This is a genomic window from Streptomyces sp. NPDC052020 (assembly GCF_040680575.1).
In the GTDB taxonomy this organism is placed as follows: Bacteria; Actinomycetota; Actinomycetes; order Streptomycetales; family Streptomycetaceae; genus Streptomyces.
Genome location: NZ_JBFAWY010000049.1, coordinates 22,826 through 42,389 on the forward strand (window position 1 = coordinate 22,826; position 19,564 = coordinate 42,389).

A 19,564-nucleotide genomic window follows, 5' to 3' on the forward strand; every position below is an offset into this window, starting at 1 on the left:
AGGGGGCCTTACGGACCAGGGCCCCTCCCCGCCGGGTCCCGTGACGTATCCGGCAGGGCCGTGACGGCCCGCCACGCCCGCCGCCACCGCCCCGCGTCCACGGCGCCCGCCGCCCGCTCCCTGTGCGCGCAGTGCACCGGCAGCACGCTCAGCCCCCACCCCCCGGCGGCGACCGCCCCTTCCAGCACCCCGGCTCCGGGCGCCACGGCCAGCCTCAGCACGGCCCACCACCACAGCGCGCCCAGCCCCAGTACGACACCCCGGCGCACGGTCCGCCCTGCCACGGCCCACCACCTCCAGCCCGACGCCGGCCGCCCGCTTCCCGGCGGGAAACGGCATCAGCCGTTCTCGGCCTGGAACATCCAGTGGTGCTTCTCCAGATCCGCCGTGATCCGGATGAAGATGTCCTGGCTGACGGGGTCCGGCTCCCCGGTGGCGGCGATCCGCTCCCGCATCCGCACGATCACCGCACCCAGCGCGTCCACGAGGGTCCGGACCGCCGCCGCGTCGTCGACCCAGCCCTCCGGGGTGACCCCGATGCCGCTGCCGACGGCGACCGTCGCGGCGCGGCCGTCCGGCGGCACGCCCAGTGCCGCGGCGCGCTCGGCCACCGTGTCGGAGTGCGTCCGCGCCGTGCCGACGACCTCGTCCAGTTGCAGATGTACGGAACGGAAGCGCGGCCCGACCACGTTCCAGTGGATCTGCTTGGCGACCAGGCCCAGATCCACCAAGTCCACGAGGGCGCCCTGAAGCGCCTCGGACACGGCCTTCAGGCTGGCGTCGGACAGCGGGCTCTTCACGACGTACATCGGCACCTCCGCAGGCTCGCCCCCGCCACATCCCTCCACGATGACCGCAGCACCGCGCCCCGGCAAACGCACCGAGAGCATCCGCTCACCCGCGGTCATCCGCGTGTCCCGGCCCCGTCCCGCCCGGCCGCCCGGCCCCGCCCGTCGGCCGCCTGCGACAGCCGCCCATACGAAAGCCCCGGCCGCGCCCCTCCGGATCTCCCGGAGCGGCCCCGGCCGGGGCCTCGTACTTCGTTCTCGGCCTGCCTGGCCTATGCCGACCGCACCTCGCGAACGTGGCGCCGGCCGGCACCGCCCCGCGTTCAGGCGGCGACGACGTCCACCGCCTCGGCGGGCGCCTTGATGGTCACCCGTTCCGGTGGCACACCGGTCACCGACACGGAGCCCAGCATCGGACGAACCGGCGCGGGAACGGACTCGCTGGGGGTGGCAGCAGCAGACTGGGCCAGCTCGGCGAGGGCGAGTTCATCGCTCACTTCCCGCATGAGCTCGGACATCCGTACGTCCAGCGCGTCGCAGATGGCGGCGAGCAGTTCGGAGGAAGCCTCCTTCTGCCCCCGCTCCACCTCGGAGAGATAGCCGAGTGAGACTCGGGCGGACGAGGAGACTTCGCGCAGAGTACGGCCCTGGCGCTGGCGCTGCCGACGCAGCACGTCACCCAGCAGGCGACGGAGCAGAATCATCGGTGGCTCCCTCCTCGGACCGCGTAGCCGCATCCTTCTCGCCCCACCGTACCGCCTCGCGCCGCGGCCGTGCGGGGAGCGATGTCGTGTTCACTCAGGGCTGCAAACATCAAAACCCCCCGTTCCGTTCCGTATCCTGTGCCCGCTCATTCCCGGTCTGTTCGCCCGTGAGCTCCTTCAGCAGGAGTCCGAGCACGCTCCGTACACTCTCCATACGAATTTCCGCGCGGTCGCCGTTCAACCGCAGCGCCTCCACTTTTCCGCCCGAGGCGGAATCCCCAGCGATTCTCCAGCGCCCGTCCACCGCCACGAACACCGTCCCGACGGGCTGTCCGTCCTGCGGGTCGGGACCGGCGACGCCGGTGGTGGCGATGCCCCAGTCGGCACCGAGAGCTTCCCGTACGCCGACCGCCATTCGGGCCGCGACCTCGGGGTCCACCGCTCCGCGCGCGGCCAGCAGGGCCGCGTCCACACCCAGCAGCCGGTGCTTCAGCTCGGTGGCGTAGGCGGTGACCGATCCCCGGAAGACCTTGGACGCCCCGGGGACGGACGTGATCTCCGCCGCCACGAGGCCACCGGTCAGCGACTCGGCTACCGCGAGGGTCTCACCCCTCACCGTGAGGAGTCGCACCACCTCGGCGGCCGTGGAACTCAACCTTCCGTCTCCTTCAACGCCGCCCCGCGCTCGGCGATTCCCCGCCTGCGCAGCACGATGGCCTGTCTGACATAGTCCAGCCCCGTCACCACGGTCAGGACGACCGCCGCCGCCATCACCCAGAACCTGAGGGTCGCCAGCGGCCCCGTCAGCGCCAGCACGTACATCCCGACCGCCACCCCCTGGGTGAGCGTCTTGAGCTTGCCGCCGCGGCTGGCCGGGATGACGCCGTAGCGGATGACGAGGAACCGCAGCAGGGTGATGCCGAGCTCCCGGCCCAGGATGACGGCCGTCACCCACCACGGCAGGTCGCCCAGGGCCGACAGACAGATCAGCGCCGCTCCCATGATCGCCTTGTCGGCGATGGGATCGGCGATCTTCCCGAAGTCCGTGACCAGGTTGTAGGCGCGGGCCAGGTGCCCGTCGAAGAGGTCGGTGATCATGGCGATGGCGAACGCCGCCCAGGCGACCGAACGCCACGCCGGGTCGTACCCGCCGTCGGCGAGCATCAGTGCGACGAACGCCGGTACGAGGATCAGCCGGAGCATCGTCAGCAGGTTGGCGACGTTCCACACACTGGCCTGATTGACGGCGGCGGCCGCCAGCTTCCCGCCCCGCGCCGGCTTCGCGCCGCCCGGCGACCCCGCGTCCGCGGACGCGGCGCTCCCGTCGGGAACCGTGCCGTGCGCCGCCCTGAGGCCCTCGTCGCCCTGGGCGTCCGGCGTGTCACCGCTCCCCGCGCCCGGTGCGCCACCGGCCTCGGACCCGGACGCCGCGCCGGCCTCCGGCACGCCGGGACCGGCCGGAGGCACACCGCCTCCGGAGGCCCGGCCGCCGGCCTCCCGGGCCGCGACGCCGCCCGGGACCGCACGCCCGGCCACCGGCCCCGCCTGAGCGGTGCCGGGCAGCGCACGCGAGCCGGTCCCCGGCCCGCCGGAGGAGCCTCCTGCCGCGGACGCCGGGATTCCGGTCATCTGCCCGCCTCCTCACTCCACGCGAGCGAGCCCCGCAGCGGCTCGGCCACGAGGTCGACACCTTCCGTACCGACCACCTTCGCGTCGACCATAAGACCGGCGCTCAAACCCTCGCCGCTCGTGAGCAGCACCTGGCCGTCCGTCTCGGGCGCCTGGTGCGCCGCACGCCCGTACACGCCGTCCTCGTCGTCCACGGACTCCACGAGCACCCGCACGGTCTCGCCCACGCGCTCCTCGGCCCGCTGCGAGACGAGCTCCTCGGCCAGGCGGGACACCCGCGCCAGCCGCTCGGCGACAACCTCCTCGTCGAGCTTGTTGTCGTACGTCGCCGCCTCCGTGCCCTCCTCGTCGGAGTAGCCGAAGACGCCGATGGCGTCCAGCCGGGCGTGGTTCAGGAACCGCTCCAGCTCGGCGAGGTCGGCCTCGGACTCGCCGGGGAAGCCGACGATGAAGTTGGAGCGCACGCCGGCCTCGGGGGCCTTGCCCCGGATGGTGTCGAGCAGCTCCAGGAAGCGGTCGGTGTCGCCGAAGCGGCGCATCGCCCGCAGCACGCCGGGCGCGGAGTGCTGGAAGGACAGGTCGAAGTACGGGGCGACCTTCGGAGTCGAGGTCAGGACGTCGATCAGTCCCGGGCGCATCTCGGCCGGCTGGAGGTAGCTCACGCGCACCCGCTCGATGCCGTCGACCTCCGCCAGCTCCGGCAGCAGCGCCTCCAGCAGGCGGATGTCGCCGAGGTCCTTGCCGTAGGAGGTGTTGTTCTCGGAGACCAGCATGATCTCCTTCACCCCCTGTTCGGCCAGCCACCGCGTCTCGTTCAGCACGTCGCTGGGGCGGCGGGAGATGAAGGAGCCGCGGAAGGAGGGGATGGCGCAGAACGAGCAGCGCCGGTCGCAGCCGGAGGCCAGCTTCACCGAGGCGACGGGGGACCCGTCCAGGCGGCGGCGCAGCGGCGCGCGCGGGCCCGAGGCCGGGGCGAGCCCGTCCGGCAGGTCTTCGGGGGTGCCGTGGCCGGGCAGGGCCACCTCCTCGGAGACGGCCTGCCGCTCGACGGGGCTGATCGGCAGCAGCTTGCGCCGGTCGCGCGGGGTGTGCGCGGCGTGGCTCCCGCCGCTCAGGATGGTCTGGAGGCGGTCGGAGATGTCGGTGTAGTCGTCGAAGCCGAGCACGCCGTCGGCCTCGGGCAGCGCCTCGGCGAGCTCCTTGCCGTACCGCTCGGCCATGCAGCCCACGGCCACGACGGCCTGCGTTCTGCCATGGCCCTTGAGGTCGTTGGCCTCCAGCAGGGCGTCCACGGAGTCCTTCTTGGCGGCCTCCACGAAGCCGCACGTGTTCACGACCGCGACGTCCGCGTCCGCGGCGTCCTCCACGAGCTGCCAGCCGTCCGCCTCCAAACGGCCTGCGAGCTCCTCGGAATCGACCTCGTTGCGGGCGCAGCCAAGGGTGACCAGTGCGACGGTACGGCGTTCAGGCATGGGCTCAAGACTACTTCGTCCCGCTGACAGCCCACGTCGACGGGGTTGGCCGATCTTGGCCAACCCCGTACCCACTCGACCCTTCGGGCCGCTTATCCGACCTCGGGGTCACCCTTGGTGTACGTCAGCCGCTCCACGGCGCCGGGCCGGAAATCGTCCTGGATCTCCTTGCCGTTGACATGCAGCTGGATGGCGCCGGCGTCCCCGAGGACGAGGTCGATCCGAGAGCTGTCCTGGAAGGTCTTGGAGTCGCCCTGCTCGAGGAGGCCGTCGAAGAGCAGCTGCCCGTTGTGATCCTTGGCGGAGATCCAGCTACGGCCGTCGGGGGCGCTCACCTGTACCGTCACCTTGTCCTGGGGCGCGGCGGCGATGGCGCTGTCGGTCGGGTCCGGCTTGGGGTCGGCGGGCTTCTTCGTCCCGGGGACGGCCGGAACGGAGGTCCCGGTCGTGGGCGTGGCGCCCTCGGCCATCGACGCCCTGCCGCCGCCGTCGCCGCCCTTGACCATCGTGAACCCGACGAAGCCGATCACGACGACGATCGCGGCGACCATGGCCGCGGTCCAGTTCGGCCCGCGCCGCTCCGGGCGGATACGTTCCGCCTCGAACAGCGGCGCGGCCGGGGTCGGCGCCGGCCGCCCCCCGTGTTCGGCGTCGTACTGGGCGATCAGCGGCTCCGGATCGAGGCGGACGGCCCTGGCCAGGGTCCGGATGTGGCCGCGGGCGTAGACGTCACCGCCGCAGGGCGTGAAGTCGTCCGCCTCGATGGCGCGCACGATGGCGATACGGACCCGGGTGGCGGTACTGATGTCGTCGACGGTCATCCCGGCGGCGATACGCGCCTGGTGCAGGGCGCGGCCGATGGAGGGGCGGGCTTCCTCGGAAACGTCTTCGAACGGACGCTCGTCTTCAGGGGGGTTGCCGATGGACACGGGGGCGCCTTTCGAGCGTATAGCCGCCTGTGCTGGACGTTCAGTCTAGGGGGGGTGCAAACGGGTGGGGCAACCGGGCGGCGGGACTTTGTACGCCATCGGAATGGCCCGGCACCCCGACGGTGGACTACCTGTGCGTCGCTTCCCTCAACTTGACGTACACCGCGGGGAAACGGTTGCCCGACGTTCCCCTCCGGCGGGTCGCGATCGAACACCCGATGGCCGTACGCCGCCACGTGAGGCGGCCTACGGCCCCGGTTTCCCTACCCTTCAGACTCCCCCCGGAGCAGGGCGAGCACGCCATCCAGCTCGTCGGGTTTCACCAGAACGTCACGCGCCTTCGAACCCTCGCTCGGCCCGACGATGTTCCGCGACTCCATCAGGTCCATCAGACGCCCGGCCTTGGCGAAGCCGACCCGCAGCTTGCGCTGGAGCATGGACGTCGACCCGAACTGCGTGGAGACCACCAGCTCCGCCGCCTGGCACAGCAGGTCGAGGTCGTCGCCGATGTCCTCGTCGATCTCCTTCTTCTGCTTGCCGCCGACCACCACGTCGTCCCGGAAGACGGGCGTCATCTGCTCCTTGCAGTGCCGGACGACGGCCGCGACCTCCTCCTCGGTCACGAACGCGCCCTGCATGCGCACCGGCTTGTTCGCGCCCATCGGCAGGAACAGCCCGTCGCCCTTGCCGATCAGCTTCTCCGCGCCCGGCTGGTCGAGGATGACCCGCGAGTCCGCCAGCGAGGACGTGGCGAAGGCGAGACGGGAGGGCACGTTGGCCTTGATCAGGCCGGTGACGACGTCGACCGACGGCCGCTGCGTGGCGAGCACCAGATGGATGCCGGCCGCACGCGCGAGCTGCGTGATCCGCACGATGGCGTCCTCGACGTCCCGCGGCGCGACCATCATCAGATCCGCCAGCTCGTCCACGATGACCAGCAGGTACGGGTACGGCTGGAGCTCCCGCTCGCTGCCCTCCGGCGGCTTGGCCTTCCCCTCGCGCACCGCGCGGTTGAAGTCGTCGATGTGCCGGTAGCCGTAGGCCGCCAGGTCGTCGTAGCGCAGGTCCATCTCGCGTACGACCCACTGGAGCGCCTCGGCGGCCCGCTTGGGGTTGGTGATGATCGGCGTGATCAGGTGCGGAATGCCCTCGTACGCGGTCAGCTCCACGCGCTTGGGGTCGACGAGGATCATCCGGACGTCCTCCGGGGTCGCCCGCATCATGACCGACGTGATCAGGCAGTTGATGCAGGACGACTTTCCGGAGCCGGTGGCGCCCGCGACCAGCATGTGCGGCATCTTCGCCAGCGAGTGCATGACGTAGCCGCCCTCGACGTCCTTGCCGAAGGCGACCAGCATCGGGTCGTCGTCCTCGGCGGACTCCGCGAGCCGCAGCACGTCGCCGAGGTTGACCATCTCCCGGTCCGTGTTCGGGATCTCGATGCCGACCGCCGACTTGCCGGGGATCGGGCTGATGATCCGCACGTCCGGGCTGGCCACCGCGTAGGCGATGTTCTTGGTCAGCGCGGTGATCCGCTCGACCTTCACGGCGGGCCCGAGCTCGACCTCGTAGCGGGTGACCGTCGGCCCGCGCGTGAAGCCGGTGACCCGGGCGTCCACCTTGAACTCCGTGAAGACGGTGGTCAGCGCCTCGACGATGGCGTCGTTGGCGGCGCTGCGGGCCTTGCCGGGCCCTCCGCGCGTGAGCAGGTCCAGGGACGGCAGGGCGTAGGTGATGTCGCCGGACAGCTGGAGCTGCTCGGCGCGCGGCGGCAGGTCGCGCGGCTTCGCGGGCGGGGTCTTGGTGAGGTCGGGGACCGCGCTCTTCGGCTGCTCCCGGCCGGGCCGTGCCTCCTCCCGCCCGGGCCGTGCCTCCTCCCGTCCGGGCCGCGCGGCCTCCCGCTCGGGCCGCGCGGCCGGTACGGGCGTCGGATCCGGCATGGCCTGCTCGCGGTCGCCCACGCGCACGCCCTGGGTGAGGTCGGCGACCACCGGCGACGGCGGCATCCCGTGCAGGACGGCCCCGTCGAGGTCGGCGGCGGCCGCCGCGGCGATGTCCACGGCGTCCATCGGCCGGTTCATGTCGGGCTGGGGCACGGCGGACCGCCGGGGGCGGCCGCGGCGCCGGGTGAGGGCCTCCCGCTCGGCGGCCGCGGGGTCGTACGCCTGCGGGGCCGGGCCGCGCCTGCGCGGTGCGGCGGGCAGCGCCTCGCGCCACTGCTCCTCGTAGCGCTCGTCGTCGGTGAGCTCCCCGGCCTCGGGGTCGCGGACGAGCCCGAGCCGCACGCCGAGCAGCCGCAGCCGCTGCGGGATGGCGTTGACCGGGGTGGCCGTGACGACCAGCAGCCCGAAGACCGTCAGCAGCACGAGCAGCGGCACGGCCAGGACGTCGGTCATGGTGTACGACAGCGGGGTCGCCGCGGCCCAGCCGATGAGGCCGCCGGCGTCCCGTATGGCCTGCATGCCGGCGCTGCGGACGGGCGAGCCGCAGGCGATGTGGACCTGGCCGAGCACGCCGATGACGAGCGCGGACAGGCCGATCACGATGCGGCCGTTGGCCTCGGGCTTCTCCGGGTGCCGGATGAAGCGCACGGCGATGACGGCGACCAGGATCGGCACGAGCAGGTCGAGCCGCCCGAACGCGCCGGTCACCAGGATCTCGACGAGGTCGCCCACCGGCCCCTTCAGGTCGGCCCAGGTGCCCGCGGCGACGATCAGCGCGATGGCGAGGAGCAGCAGCGCGACGCCGTCCTTGCGGTGCGCCGGGTCGAGGTTCTTCGCGCCCTGCCCTACGCCGCGGAACACGGCGCCGACGGCGTGCGCCAGACCCAGCCAGAGGGCGCGCACGAGGCGGTACACGCCGCTGGTGGGGCTCGGCGCGGAAGCGGGCGCGGGCCTCTTCGCCGCGGCCTTCCCGGCCGGTGCCTTCCGAGCGGGCGCCTTCTTGGGGGGCGCCTTCCTCGCCCCGGCCTTCTTCACGGGAGCCTTCGCGGGAGCCGCCGACTTCTTCGCGGGCGGCTTCTTGGCTGCGGAAGGACGTGAGGCCATGAGTGTGAGGTTACCGGGGGAGGCGACAGGGGACACGTGTGCCTACGGCTTCACCCGTTCGTGTCGCCATGGCGATGGCGTCAGACTGACGTGCGGGGCGGGCGCGGAACTCACGCGTCCGGCAGGCACCCTGACGTACGCTCACGAACAGCGCCGCGGACCACGGAACCCCAGGCGGCGACGCCCCCGGGCATCACACCGCACGGCACGCCACGGCACCGACGGCGCGGGTTCCCGCCAGCCGCCGGGCTCGCCCTGGGCCGCCGCCCGTCGTGGCGTCAGTTCACCGCGGGCTGACCGCCGGAGGTGCCCGGCTCCAGCGCGTCCAGCGCCCGCCGCAACCCGGTCAGCTTGCGCTCCAGGTGGGCCGCCGTGGCCACCGCGGCCGCGTCCGTCGATTCGTCGCTGAGCTGCTTGGACAGCGCCTCCGCCTGCTCCTCGACCGCCGCCAGCCGCGCCGACAGCTCCGCGAGCAGCCCCGCCGACTCCTTGGCCTCACCGCCCGCGGCCTTGCCGCCGCCCTCCAACTGGAGCCGCAGCAGCGCCGCCTGCTCCCGCAGCTGGCAGTTCTTCATGTACAGCTCGACGAAGACGGAGACCTTCGCGCGCAGCACCCAGGGGTCGAACGGCTTGGAGATGTAATCCACGGCACCCGCCGCGTACCCGCGGAAGGTGTGGTGGGGGCCGTGGTTGATCGCGGTGAGGAAGATGATCGGGATGTCCCGGGTCCGCTCCCGCCTCTTGATGTGCGCGGCGGTCTCGAAACCGTCCATTCCCGGCATCTGGACGTCCAGCAGAATGACCGCGAAGTCGTCCGTGAGCAGTGCTTTGAGCGCTTCCTCCCCGGACGATGCCCGCACCAGCGTCTGATCGAGCGCCGAGAGGATCGCCTCCAGCGCCAGCAGATTCTCCGGCCGGTCATCGACCAGGAGGATCTTGGCCTTCTGCACCATGGCCCGCCCTCCTCGCCCCGGCGTGGGGCCTCCCCGGTCCACAGGACTTGGAGAGGCACCCGCGGGCGCCGCCCCAGAGGACGACTCCCTTGCGCCGCCCGTCCTTGTGCCGGTCATCGTAGCCGCACCCCGCTTGTCACCACACCCTGTCACCGCGATGTCACTGTGCACGTAGCAGAAACGCGGTGGGAGACCAGAAGGTTCCCCGAATCCAGCACTTCTACACGGCTTCGCCCACACTCGCTCAGCAGGTACGCGTCACTGGCGCGGAGCCCACCGTATTCGCGCACACCACCTTCGCACGCCCCCGGGGCGCTCCCCTCACTCCCCCCGCATCCACTGCTCCATCACCGACAGCAGGTGATCGGGGTCGACCGGCTTGGTCACATAGTCGGAAGCGCCCGACTCGATCGCCTTCTCGCGGTCGCCCTTCATCGCCTTGGCGGTCAGCGCGATGATCGGCAACCCGGCGAACTGAGGCATCCGCCGGATCGCGGTGGTCGTGGCGTATCCGTCCATCTCGGGCATCATGATGTCCATCAGGACGACCGCCACGTCCTCGTGCTGCTCCAGCACCTCGATGCCCTCACGGCCGTTCTCGGCGTACAGGACGGACAGGCCGTGCTGCTCCAGGACGCTGGTGAGGGCGAAAACGTTTCGGATGTCGTCGTCGACGATCAGCACCTTCTCGCCGCCGAACCGGATGCTCCGATGCGGCCGCGGCGCCGCCTCGTGCTCGGTGGCCGGCCACTGCTCCGGCTGCCCGAGACGCTGCTCCAGCTCCGGCAGGCCCCTGCGGCGGCGCCGGAACAGCGCGGCTCCCTCGTGCGTCTGCTGGTACGGCCTGGCCTCCGCCGGCGTCTCGGTCCGCGCCTCCGCCGCCTCGGGCAGGTCGCCGGACGCGCCCGCGGACGCCGCCGGCTCACCCGCCTCCAGCGCGGGCACCTGCTGATGACCGTGCGAGGGCAGCTCGCTCGGATGCAGCGGCAGGTACAGCGTGAACGTCGAGCCGCGGCCCGGCTCGCTCTGCGCGTGGATCTCACCGCCCAGCAGCTGGGCGATCTCCCGCGAGATCGACAGCCCCAGACCCGTACCGCCGTACTTCCGGCTGGTGGTGCCGTCGGCCTGCTTGAACGCCTCGAAGATCACCCGCATCTTGCTGGCCGCGATCCCGATACCGGTGTCGGTCACCGAGAACGCGATCAGCGCCGCCTCCGGATCGGTCAGCGACCCGGCCTCCAGCAGCTGCTCCCGGATGGCCTGCGGGACGTCGTCGCGGGCCGGCCTGATGACGAGCTCGACCGATCCCGAGTCGGTGAACTTCACCGCGTTGGACAGCAGGTTGCGCAGCACCTGGAGCAGCCGCTGCTCGTCGGTGTGCAAGGTGGCGGGCAGCTCCGGCGAGACCCGCACCGACAGGTCCAGCCCCTTCTCCGCGGTCAGCGGCCGGAAGGTCGCCTCCACGTAGTCGACGAGCTGGACGAGCGCGATACGCGTCGGGGAGACGTCCATCTTGCCCGCCTCCACCTTCGACAGATCGAGGATGTCGTTGATGAGCTGCAACAGGTCGGAGCCCGCCCCGTGGATGGTCTCGGCGAACTCCACCTGCTTCGGGGACAGGTTCCCCTCCGCGTTGTCCGCCAGCAGCTTGGCCAGGATCAGCAGGGAGTTGAGCGGCGTACGCAGCTCGTGCGACATGTTGGCGAGGAACTCGCTCTTGTAGCGCATGGAGACCGCGAGCTGCTCGGCCCGCTCCTCCAGCACCTGCCGCGCCTCCTCGATCTCGGTGTTCTTCACCTCGATGTCGCGGTTCTGCCGGGCCAGCAGCTCGGCCTTCTCCTCCAGTTCGGCGTTGGACGCCTGGAGGGCCTTCTGCCGCTGCTCCAACTCCGCCGACCGCTCGCGCAGTTGCTCGGTCAGCTCCTGCGACTGCTTCAGCAGCTGCTCCGTCTTGGTGTTGACGGAGATCGTGTTGACGCTGGTCGCGATCATCTCGGCGATCTGGTTGAGGAAGTCCTTCTGGATCTGCGTGAACGGCGTGAAGGAGGCCAGCTCGATGACGCCGAGCACCTTCCCCTCGAAGACGACCGGCAGCACGATCACCTGCGCGGGCGGCGCCTCACCGAGCCCGGAGGAGATCTTCAGATAACCGTTGGGCGCGTTCTCGACCAGGATCGTGCGCTTCTCGTGGGCGGCCGTCCCGACCAGGCCCTCCCCCGGCCGGAACGACGTCGGCATGGAGCCCATCGAGTACCCGTAGGAACCCAGCATCCGCAGCTCGTACTCGTCGTCGGCGGCACCCGGGTCCTGCCCGTCCAGCAGCGGCATCGCCAGGAAGAAGGCGCCGTGCTGCGCGGACACCACCGGGGTCAGCTCGCTCATGATCAGCGAGGCCACGTCCTCCAGGTCCCGGCGGCCCTGCATCAGCGCCGAGATACGGGCGAGGTTGCCCTTGAGCCAGTCCTGCTCCTTGTTGGCGATCGTGGTGTCCCGCAGGTTGGCGATCATCTTGTTGATGTAGTCCTGGAGCTCCTGGATCTCGCCCGCGGCATCCACGTCGATCTTCAGGTTCAGGTCGCCGCGGGTGACCGCGGTCGCCACGCGCGCGATGGCACGCACCTGCCGGGTCAGGTTCCCGGCCATCTCGTTCACGGACTCCGTCAGGTCCCGCCAGGTGCCGTCGACGTCCCGCACCCGCGCCTGGCCGCCGAGCTGGCCCTCGGTGCCCACCTCGCGGGCCACGCGCGTGACCTCCTCGGCGAAGGACGACAGCTGGTCCACCATCGTGTTGATGGTCGTCTTCAGCTCCAGGATCTCGCCCCGCGCGTCGATGTCGATCTTCTTGGTCAGATCGCCCTTGGCGATGGCGGTGGTGACCATCGCGATGTTGCGCACCTGACCGGTCAGGTTGGACGCCATCTGGTTCACCGACTCGGTGAGGTCCTTCCACGTGCCGGCCACCCCCGGGACATGCGCCTGCCCGCCGAGGATGCCGTCCGTGCCCACCTCGCGGGCCACCTTGGTGACCTGGTCCGCGAACGAACTGAGCGTCTTGACCATGGTGTTGAAGGTGTCCGCGAGCTGCGCGACCTCACCGCGCGCCTCGATCGTGACCGTCCGCGTCAGATCGCCGTTGGCGACCGCGGCGGCCACCTGGGAGATGTTCCGCACCTGCACGGTGAGGTTCTTCGCCATCAGGTTGACGTTGTCGCTGAGGTCCTTCCAGATGCCCGTGACACCGGGCACGTGCGCCTGCCCGCCGAGGATGCCCTCGGTGCCCACCTCGCGGGCCACCCGCGTCACCTGTTCGGCGAACGACGACAGCTGGTCCACCATCGTGTTGACGGTGGTGACCAGCTCCAGGATCTCGCCCTTGGCGTCGACGGTGATCTTCTTCGACAGGTCGCCCTTGGCGACCGCGGTCGTCACCTCGGCGATGTTGCGCACCTGGAGCGTCAGGTTGTTCGCCATGCCGTTGACGGACTGGGTGAGGTCCTTCCAGGTACCGGAGACACCCTGCACCTCGGCCTGGCCGCCCAGGATGCCCTCCGTACCCACCTCCCGGGCCACCCGCGTGACCTCCTGGGCGAAGGAGGACAGCTGGTCCACCATCGTGTTCAGGGTGTTCTTCAGCTCCAGGATCTCCCCGCGCGCGTCCACGGTGATCTTCTGGGAGAGGTCACCGCGGGCCACCGCGGTCGCGACCTGCGCGATGTTGCGGACCTGCGCGGTGAGGTTGCCGGCCATGCCGTTCACCGAGTCGGTCAGGTCGCGCCACACCCCCGCGACCCCGGGCACCTGCGCCTGACCGCCCAGCCGGCCCTCCGTACCCACCTCGCGGGCCACCCGGGTCACCTGCTCGGCGAAGGCGGAGAGCTGGTCGACCATCGTGTTGATGGTGTTCTTCAGCTCCAGGATCTCCCCGCGCGCGTCGACGTCGATCTTCTGCGACAGGTCACCGCGGGCCACCGCCGTCGTCACCTGCGCGATCTGCCGCACCTGGGAGGTGAGGTTCCCCGCCATGAAGTTGACGGAGTCCGTCAGCTCCTTCCACGTACCCGACACGCCGTCGACCCGGGCCTGCCCGCCCAGCCGGCCCTCCGTGCCCACGTCCCGGGCCATCCGCGTCACCTGATCGGCGAAGCTGGAGAGCTGGTCCACCATCGTGTTCACGGTGTTCTTCAGCTGGAGCATCTCGCCGGACACGTCCACGGTGACCTTCTGCGACAGATCGCCGTTGGCCACCGCCGTGGTCACCTGGGCGATGTTGCGCACCTGCCCGGTGAGGTTCCGGAACGCCGTGTTGACGGAGTCGGTGAGGTCCTTCCAGGTCCCCGCCGCGCCGGGCACCTGCGCCTGGCCGCCCAGCTCGCCCTCGACACCGACCTCCCGCGCCACCCGCGTGACCTCGGCACCGAAGGCGGAGAGCTGGTCCACCATCGTATTGACGGTGTTCTTCAGCTCCAGCATCTCCCCGGCGACGTCCACGGTGACCTTCTGCGACAGATCACCGTTGGCCACCGCCGTCGTCACGGCCGCGATGTCCCGCACCTGAGTGGTCAGGTTCCGGAACACCGTGTTGACCGAGTCCGTCAGGTCCTTCCAGATGCCGGCCGCGCCCGGCACGTTCGCCTGGCCGCCCAGCCGCCCCTCGGCGCCGACCTCGTTGGCCACCCGCGTGACCTCGTCCGCGAAGATCCGCAGCGTCTCGGTCATCTGGTTGATCGTCTCGGCGAGCTGCGCGACCTCGCCGCGCGACGGGACGGTCACCTTCCGCGACAGATCACCGTTGGCGACCGCCGTCGTCACCTCGGCGATCCCCCTCACCTGTGCGGTGAGATTTCCCGCCATGGTGTTGACGGAGTCGGTCAGCTCCTTCCACACACCGGCGACGCCCGGCACCTGGGCCTGCCCGCCCAGCGCGCCCTCGGTGCCCACCTCGCGCGCGACGCGCGTCACCTCGGAGGAGAACGCGGAGAGCTGGTCCACCATCGTGTTGACGGTGTTCTTCAGCTCCAGCATCTCCCCGGCCACGTGAACCGTGACCTTCCGGGACAGGTCACCCTTGGCGACCGCCGTCGTCACCAGCGCGATGTCCCGCACCTGGGCCGTAAGCCGGTGCGCCATGGTGTTGACGGAGTCCGTCAGGTCCTTCCACGAACCCGACATCCCCCGCACCCGCGCCTGCCCGCCCAGCTTGCCCTGGGTGCCCACCTCACTGGCCACCCGCGTGACCTCGTCGGTGAACGTCGACAACTGGTCGACCAGGTTGTTCACGGTCCGCGCGACCTTCAGGAACTCCCCGCGCAGCGGGTGCCCGGACACCCCTTCCGCCGCCTGCGTCCGCAACTCCATCCGCGGCGACAGATCACCCTCCGCCACCGCCGACAGCACCCGGCTCACCTCGGAGACCGGCCACACCAGATCGTCCACCAGCGCGTTCGAATGGTCGATGGCGGCCGCCCAGGACCCCTCGCAGGCGCCCGTCTCCAGCCGCTCGGTGAGCTTGCCCTCACGCCCCACCATGCGCCGCACCCGCGCGAGCTCGCCGGTCAGGTGCAGATTGCGGTCGGCGACCTCGTTGAACACGGCGGCGATCTCCGACATCACGCCGTCACCGGTCACCGTGAGCCGCTTGCGGAAGTTCCCGTCCCGCATGGCCACCAGAGCCGCGAGCAGCCGGTTCAGGCCGGCCGTGTCCACCACGGTGGTCCCGTCGCGCGCTGTGCGCCGGTTACCCAGGGACGGTCCGCCTTTCGCGCGCGTCTTCGTGCCCCGCGCCGCTGCGCCAGACTCCACTGTGTCCCTCCCGCAGGGGTCGACCTTTACTGCTGTGCTCTGGTACAACCACTCGGCGTACCGGTTGTCACTCCGTGTTTCCCGTACCGCCGCGCATTCCTACCCGGCCGCCGGGCCGTTTCCCAGGGCTGCTGCCCACGGACGCGCGAGCCACTCGGCCCGCCCCGACCTTCACGGGGAGCCTGCCCAGTGTTTCACCCCGGCCGAACCAGGCCATAACAGTTCGGCAGCTTCGCACATCGTCCGCACACCCTCCGGGCGGAATCACAGCAGACCGGCATCCGCATGGACGGCGAAGGTAAGTAACCTTGCATGCGGCTGTCCAGCCGCACGGTCCGTCCGGCCTGGGCGGTGGCACGAGAACGAGCGGGCATCGGAGGGGCGGCCGCAGATGACCACCGGAGTGATCCCCGGGGGACAGCCCCCGGACCCCCAGCCGACGGGGATGCCGCGGCAGCGGCCCGAACCGGACGGCCACGAAGCCCTGCACGTCGAGGAAGGGTCCAGTAATTCCGTGATCACCGCGCGCGCGGCCGCCAGCTTCGAGCCCGTCGGACGATCGGTCGCCAGCGCCCGTTCCTTCGTCCGCGACACCCTCCAGGGCTGGGGCTTCGCCGACATCGTCGACGACGCCGTCGTTCTCACCAGCGAACTGGTCACCAACGCCGTGGTGCACGCCGGAACCTCCGCCGACGTCGTCTGCCTGCGCACCGGTGAGGGCGTACGGATCGAGGTGGCCGACCGCTACCCCGAGCGCGAGGTCCCCTTGCAGGAGGCCGCCGTCAGCATGAGCAGCCCCGACCGCGAGGGCGGACGGGGCCTCCAGCTCTGCGCGGCCCTCGCCGGCCGCTGGGGCGTGGAGTACACCCCCACCCACAAGAACGTCTGGTTCCAACTCGACCTGCCCGAGCGGCCGGTCGGCACCCGGGCCGCCGGCCCCTGTCTCCCCGCCGACCTCCTCCCGCTCGCCGACGGCCGGGTCCGCGTCGCCGTCGTCCAGATCGACCGCACCGGAGCCATCACGGCCTGGAGCGAGGACGCCGAGGAGCTGTTCGGCTACGCGGCCGAGCAGGTCACCGGCAAGCCCCTCGCCGACCTCGCGGCCTGGCCGCACACCCCGGGCACCGCCACCGGCATCGCGGAAGCCCTGCAACTCTCCCGCTGGGAGGGCACCTACGGCATCCGCGGCGCCAACGGCCGGGTGACCCCGGTGTACGCCTCCCACCTCCGCGTCCGCGACACGGGCGGCGAGCCCTCCACGGTCTGCCTCCTCGTACGGGACCACGAGCGGGCCGTCCTCCAGACCCCGTCGCGGGTCCCGGCCTCCGACTCGAACACCGCCTCCGACACGCCGAGCACGGACCCGTTCGAGGTGTTCATCGGCTCGCCCGCGCCGGACGACCTGGACGGCCTCCTCCAGCGCACGGTGGAACGCGCCCGCGACATGCTCGACGGCGACGCCGCCTTCCTCCTGCTGGCCACCGACGACGAGACGGAGCTGGAGGTCCGCGCCTCCACCGGCCTGCCCTCGGCCCGCCAGCGCTTCGCCCGCGTCCCCGTCGAGGCGGGCCCCGGCCGCTACGGCTCGGCCCGCATGCCCGCCGTCCACGACGACCTGACGGCCGTCCCCGGTGCCGTACCCCTGCTCAACGGCACCGGCATGCGCTCGGTCGTCACCGTCCCCCTGAAGGTGGAGGGCCGCCTCACCGGCTCTCTCGGCGTCGCCGCCGAGGCCCCCGGCCGCTACTCCAACGAAGAGGCGCTGCGCCTGCAATTCGCCGCCGACCGCATCGCGCTCGCCGTCGAGTCCGCCCGCCTCGGCGAACTGGAACGCCTGCGCCGCGGCTCCCTCAGCTTCCTCGTCGAGGCGTCCGACCTGCTGGCCGGCACCCTCGACCGCGACCAGACGCTGGCCCTGATGGCCCAGATGACGGTCCCGACCCTGGCTACCTGGTGCGCCGTCTACACCATCGCCGACCAGGCTTCGGAGCCGTACCTCTCCTACGTCCTGCACGAGGACGAGGACCTCATCGACGGCATCAAGTCCCTGCTGTCCAAGGTGCCCCCGCCCGACCCGGTCCCCACCCCGGGCGCCCGCGTCTGGACCGCGCCCGGCGAGGTGGCCCACCAGGCGGCGCTGCGCACGTCGATGCGGAGCCTGGGCCTGGGCGCGGGCCCGACGCATCAGGTGACGCCCGGGATCGGCCCCACCCTCGCCACCGCCGCCGCGCTGGGAGGCGAGACGGTCGTCCTGCCGCTGGTCGCCCGCAACCGCGTCATCGGCATGCTCACCCTCGGCAAGCCGACCGACGAACACTTCCGCCAGGAGATCCTGGAGTTGGCCGAGGACCTGTCCCGCCGGGCCGCCCTGGCCCTGGACAACGCGCGCCTGTATTCGGAGCGCACGGCCATCAGCCAGTCCCTCCAGCGCAGCCTCCTGCCGCCCGGCCTGCCGCAGATCGACGGCGTCGAGGTGGAGGTCATCTACCGCGCGGCCGGCGAGGGCAACGAGGTCGGCGGTGACTTCTACGACCTCTTCCCCATCCGCGACGGCGCGTACGGCTTCGCCATCGGCGACGTCTGCGGTACGGGCCCGAACGCGGCGGCCGTCACCGGCCTCGCCCGGCACGCGCTGCGCCTGCTCGCCCGCGAGGGCCTGAGCGGCCCGGCGGTCCTGGAACGTCTGAACTCCGCGATCCTCGACGAGGGCGCCCGCAGCCGCTTCCTGACCCTCCTGTACGGCGAGCTGCGCCCGCGGGAGGACGGCAGCGCGGAACTGAAGGTGGTCTGCGCCGGCCATCCCCTCCCGCTGCGCCTGCGCCAGGACGGCACGGTGGAGCCCGCCGCCGAACCGCAGCCGCTTCTCGGCGTCATCGAGGACCTGGAGCTGTACGAGCAGACGGTCACCCTCGATCCGGGCGATGTCCTGCTCTGCGTCACGGACGGCGTCACCGAACGCCGGGAGGGTTCCCGCATGCTGGGCGACGACGGCCTCGCCGATGTCCTCACGACCTGCACGGGCCTGACGGCGGGCGCGGTGGCGGCCCGCATCATGCGCGCCGTGGAACGCTTCGCTTCCGACGCCCCGTCGGACGACATGGCCATCCTCGCGATGCGTGTGCCGGAGCCTCACCAGGACTAGCCCGGCGGCCCGCCAGGGCATGCGAAAGGCCCCGCCCGATGGGCGGGGCCTTTCTTTCCTGAGCCCCCAAACGGAATCGAACCGTTGACCTTCTCCTTACCATGGAGACGCTCTGCCGACTGAGCTATAGGGGCCTGTCGCCTTTTCGGGAGTTTCCCTCGCGGCAACGAAATAGATCATACCCCCAACCGGCCCGTGCTCCCAACCGCGTCCGCCGGGCACCGCCCTCCGTTCAGAACGCGGGCTGCAACAGCCCGCCGAGCGCGTTGCACGCGGCCACGATCCGCTGCATGTCCCGCCTCGTCAACGAGGCGTCCACCGGCAGGGCGAGAGTTTCGCCGGCGGCCCGTTCGGTCTCGGGCAGCGACACGCACCGCCGGAATTCGGGCAGCCGGTGCACAGGCGTCTTCACCGGCACCCAACAGTCAACTCCCCTTGAGCGTACGGCCCGGGCGAACGCGTCCCGGTCCGGCCGCCCGTTCCCCGGTACCCGCACCACGTACTGCTGGTAGGTGTGCCCGTCGCCCCCTTCGGGCGTGCGCACGCCCCGCAACCTGGCGTCGAGATACCCGGCCCGCTGCCTGCGCTGCGCTATCTCGTCGCGCGGCGCCTCCGGCTCCCCGTGCTGTAGCACCAGCAGCCCGTGCCGCTGCCCGATCTCATGCAGCCGCGCCATGTCAGCCGACCGGCCGAACCGATGTACGGCCACGAGGGCGGCCGTCCGCGGCCCCACCACCGCTTCCACAGCGGCCGGTTCCACGCAGTACGTCACCGGATCTATGTCCGCGAACACCGGCACCGCACCGGTCTGGGCAACGGCCTGGGCGACTTCCACGTTCCCGAAGGCCGGCACGACGACCTCGTCACCGGCTCCGACACCGGCCGCCCTGAGCATTGCAGCAGTACCCATGGACGTGATGCTGGGTGCGCCATGTGAACGCCCGATGACAGACAACAAAAAAGGGCTGGACCCGGAACGGAAGTTCCGGGTCCAGCCCTTTGAATGATTGTTCGGCGGCGTCCTACTCTCCCACAGGGTCCCCCCTGCAGTACCATCGGCGCTGTAGAGCTTAGCTTCCGGGTTCGGAATGTAACCGGGCG

At 71.2% G+C, this 19,564-nt stretch carries 12 protein-coding genes, 1 tRNA gene and 1 rRNA gene; 1 reads left to right on the forward strand and 13 read right to left on the reverse strand.

Translation table 11 applies throughout. The annotated features are described in order from the left end of the window. Positions 1-8 precede the first annotated feature (8 nt). From AB0L74_RS31685 to AB0L74_RS31730, 10 genes are all read right to left on the reverse strand, one after another. Positions 9-284 (reverse strand): hypothetical protein, encoded by a 276-nt coding sequence (locus AB0L74_RS31685; protein ID WP_365660067.1) that lies wholly within the window; start codon positions 282-284, stop codon positions 9-11. Positions 285-338: 54 nt separating this feature from the next. After that, positions 339-809, reverse strand: coding sequence for a DNA starvation/stationary phase protection protein (locus AB0L74_RS31690; RefSeq protein WP_365660070.1), 471 nt, complete (start codon positions 807-809; stop codon positions 339-341). A gap of 302 nt (positions 810-1,111) precedes the next feature. Beyond that, complete coding sequence (locus AB0L74_RS31695) at positions 1,112-1,492, reverse strand: helix-turn-helix transcriptional regulator (RefSeq protein WP_029382732.1); 381 nt, start codon at positions 1,490-1,492, stop codon at positions 1,112-1,114. A gap of 109 nt (positions 1,493-1,601) precedes the next feature. Continuing rightward, entirely contained in the window at positions 1,602-2,147 is a 546-nt protein-coding gene (locus tag AB0L74_RS31700; protein ID WP_365660073.1) for a CinA family protein, read from the reverse strand. Continuing rightward, entirely contained in the window at positions 2,144-3,121 is a 978-nt protein-coding gene (pgsA, locus tag AB0L74_RS31705; RefSeq protein WP_365660076.1) for a CDP-diacylglycerol--glycerol-3-phosphate 3-phosphatidyltransferase, read from the reverse strand. Before pgsA ends, AB0L74_RS31700 begins: the two co-directional genes overlap by 4 nt. Further along, on the reverse strand, positions 3,118-4,593 hold the full coding sequence (gene rimO / locus AB0L74_RS31710) for a 30S ribosomal protein S12 methylthiotransferase RimO (protein WP_365660079.1): 1,476 nt from the start codon (positions 4,591-4,593) through the stop codon (positions 3,118-3,120). The genes pgsA and rimO overlap by 4 nt, the downstream gene beginning before the upstream one ends. Before the next feature lie 92 nt (positions 4,594-4,685). Further along, positions 4,686-5,522 (reverse strand): helix-turn-helix domain-containing protein, encoded by an 837-nt coding sequence (locus AB0L74_RS31715; protein ID WP_365660082.1) that lies wholly within the window; start codon positions 5,520-5,522, stop codon positions 4,686-4,688. Between the two features lie 263 nt (positions 5,523-5,785). Further along, entirely contained in the window at positions 5,786-8,569 is a 2,784-nt protein-coding gene (locus tag AB0L74_RS31720) for a DNA translocase FtsK (protein WP_365660085.1), read from the reverse strand. 278 nt (positions 8,570-8,847) lie between these two features. Beyond that, on the reverse strand, positions 8,848-9,522 hold the full coding sequence (locus AB0L74_RS31725) for a response regulator (RefSeq protein ID WP_044384592.1): 675 nt from the start codon (positions 9,520-9,522) through the stop codon (positions 8,848-8,850). A gap of 321 nt (positions 9,523-9,843) precedes the next feature. Beyond that, the gene (locus AB0L74_RS31730) at positions 9,844-15,321 is read right to left on the reverse strand and encodes a HAMP domain-containing protein (RefSeq protein ID WP_365660088.1); all 5,478 of its coding nucleotides are present in this window, start codon (positions 15,319-15,321) and stop codon (positions 9,844-9,846) included. A gap of 391 nt (positions 15,322-15,712) precedes the next feature. On the opposite strand from AB0L74_RS31730, the gene AB0L74_RS31735 reads away from it, so the two are divergent. Continuing rightward, positions 15,713-18,463 carry a SpoIIE family protein phosphatase gene (locus AB0L74_RS31735; RefSeq protein WP_365660090.1) on the forward strand — a complete coding sequence of 917 codons (2,751 nt, stop codon included), beginning with the start codon at positions 15,713-15,715 and terminating at the stop codon, positions 18,461-18,463. A gap of 61 nt (positions 18,464-18,524) precedes the next feature. Here the strand turns inward: AB0L74_RS31735 and AB0L74_RS31740 are convergent. The 3 genes from AB0L74_RS31740 to rrf form a co-directional block, all read right to left on the reverse strand. Beyond that, a tRNA-Thr gene (locus tag AB0L74_RS31740) sits at positions 18,525-18,597 on the reverse strand. Positions 18,598-18,695: 98 nt separating this feature from the next. Next, positions 18,696-19,358 (reverse strand): DegT/DnrJ/EryC1/StrS family aminotransferase, encoded by a 663-nt coding sequence (locus tag AB0L74_RS31745; RefSeq protein ID WP_365660096.1) that lies wholly within the window; start codon positions 19,356-19,358, stop codon positions 18,696-18,698. A gap of 114 nt (positions 19,359-19,472) precedes the next feature. Beyond that, positions 19,473-19,564: ribosomal RNA gene (gene rrf / locus AB0L74_RS31750) — 5S ribosomal RNA — on the reverse strand; the annotation flags it as partial.

What these genes read in the sequence shown, in the direction of transcription:
- AB0L74_RS31690 (WP_365660070.1), bottom strand. Translation starts at nt 809, where the DNA reads ATGTACGTCGTGAAGAGCCCGCTGTCCGACGCCAGCCTGAAGGCCGTG.
- AB0L74_RS31695 (WP_029382732.1), bottom strand. Translation starts at nt 1,492, where the DNA reads ATGATTCTGCTCCGTCGCCTGCTGGGTGACGTGCTGCGTCGGCAGCGC.
- pgsA (WP_365660076.1), bottom strand. Translation starts at nt 3,121, where the DNA reads ATGACCGGAATCCCGGCGTCCGCGGCAGGAGGCTCCTCCGGCGGGCCG.
- rimO (WP_365660079.1), bottom strand. Translation starts at nt 4,593, where the DNA reads ATGCCTGAACGCCGTACCGTCGCACTGGTCACCCTTGGCTGCGCCCGC.
- AB0L74_RS31720 (WP_365660085.1), bottom strand. Translation starts at nt 8,569, where the DNA reads ATGGCCTCACGTCCTTCCGCAGCCAAGAAGCCGCCCGCGAAGAAGTCG.
- AB0L74_RS31725 (WP_044384592.1), bottom strand. Translation starts at nt 9,522, where the DNA reads ATGGTGCAGAAGGCCAAGATCCTCCTGGTCGATGACCGGCCGGAGAAT.
- AB0L74_RS31735 (WP_365660090.1), top strand. Translation starts at nt 15,713, where the DNA reads ATGACCACCGGAGTGATCCCCGGGGGACAGCCCCCGGACCCCCAGCCG.
- AB0L74_RS31745 (WP_365660096.1), bottom strand. Translation starts at nt 19,358, where the DNA reads ATGCTCAGGGCGGCCGGTGTCGGAGCCGGTGACGAGGTCGTCGTGCCG.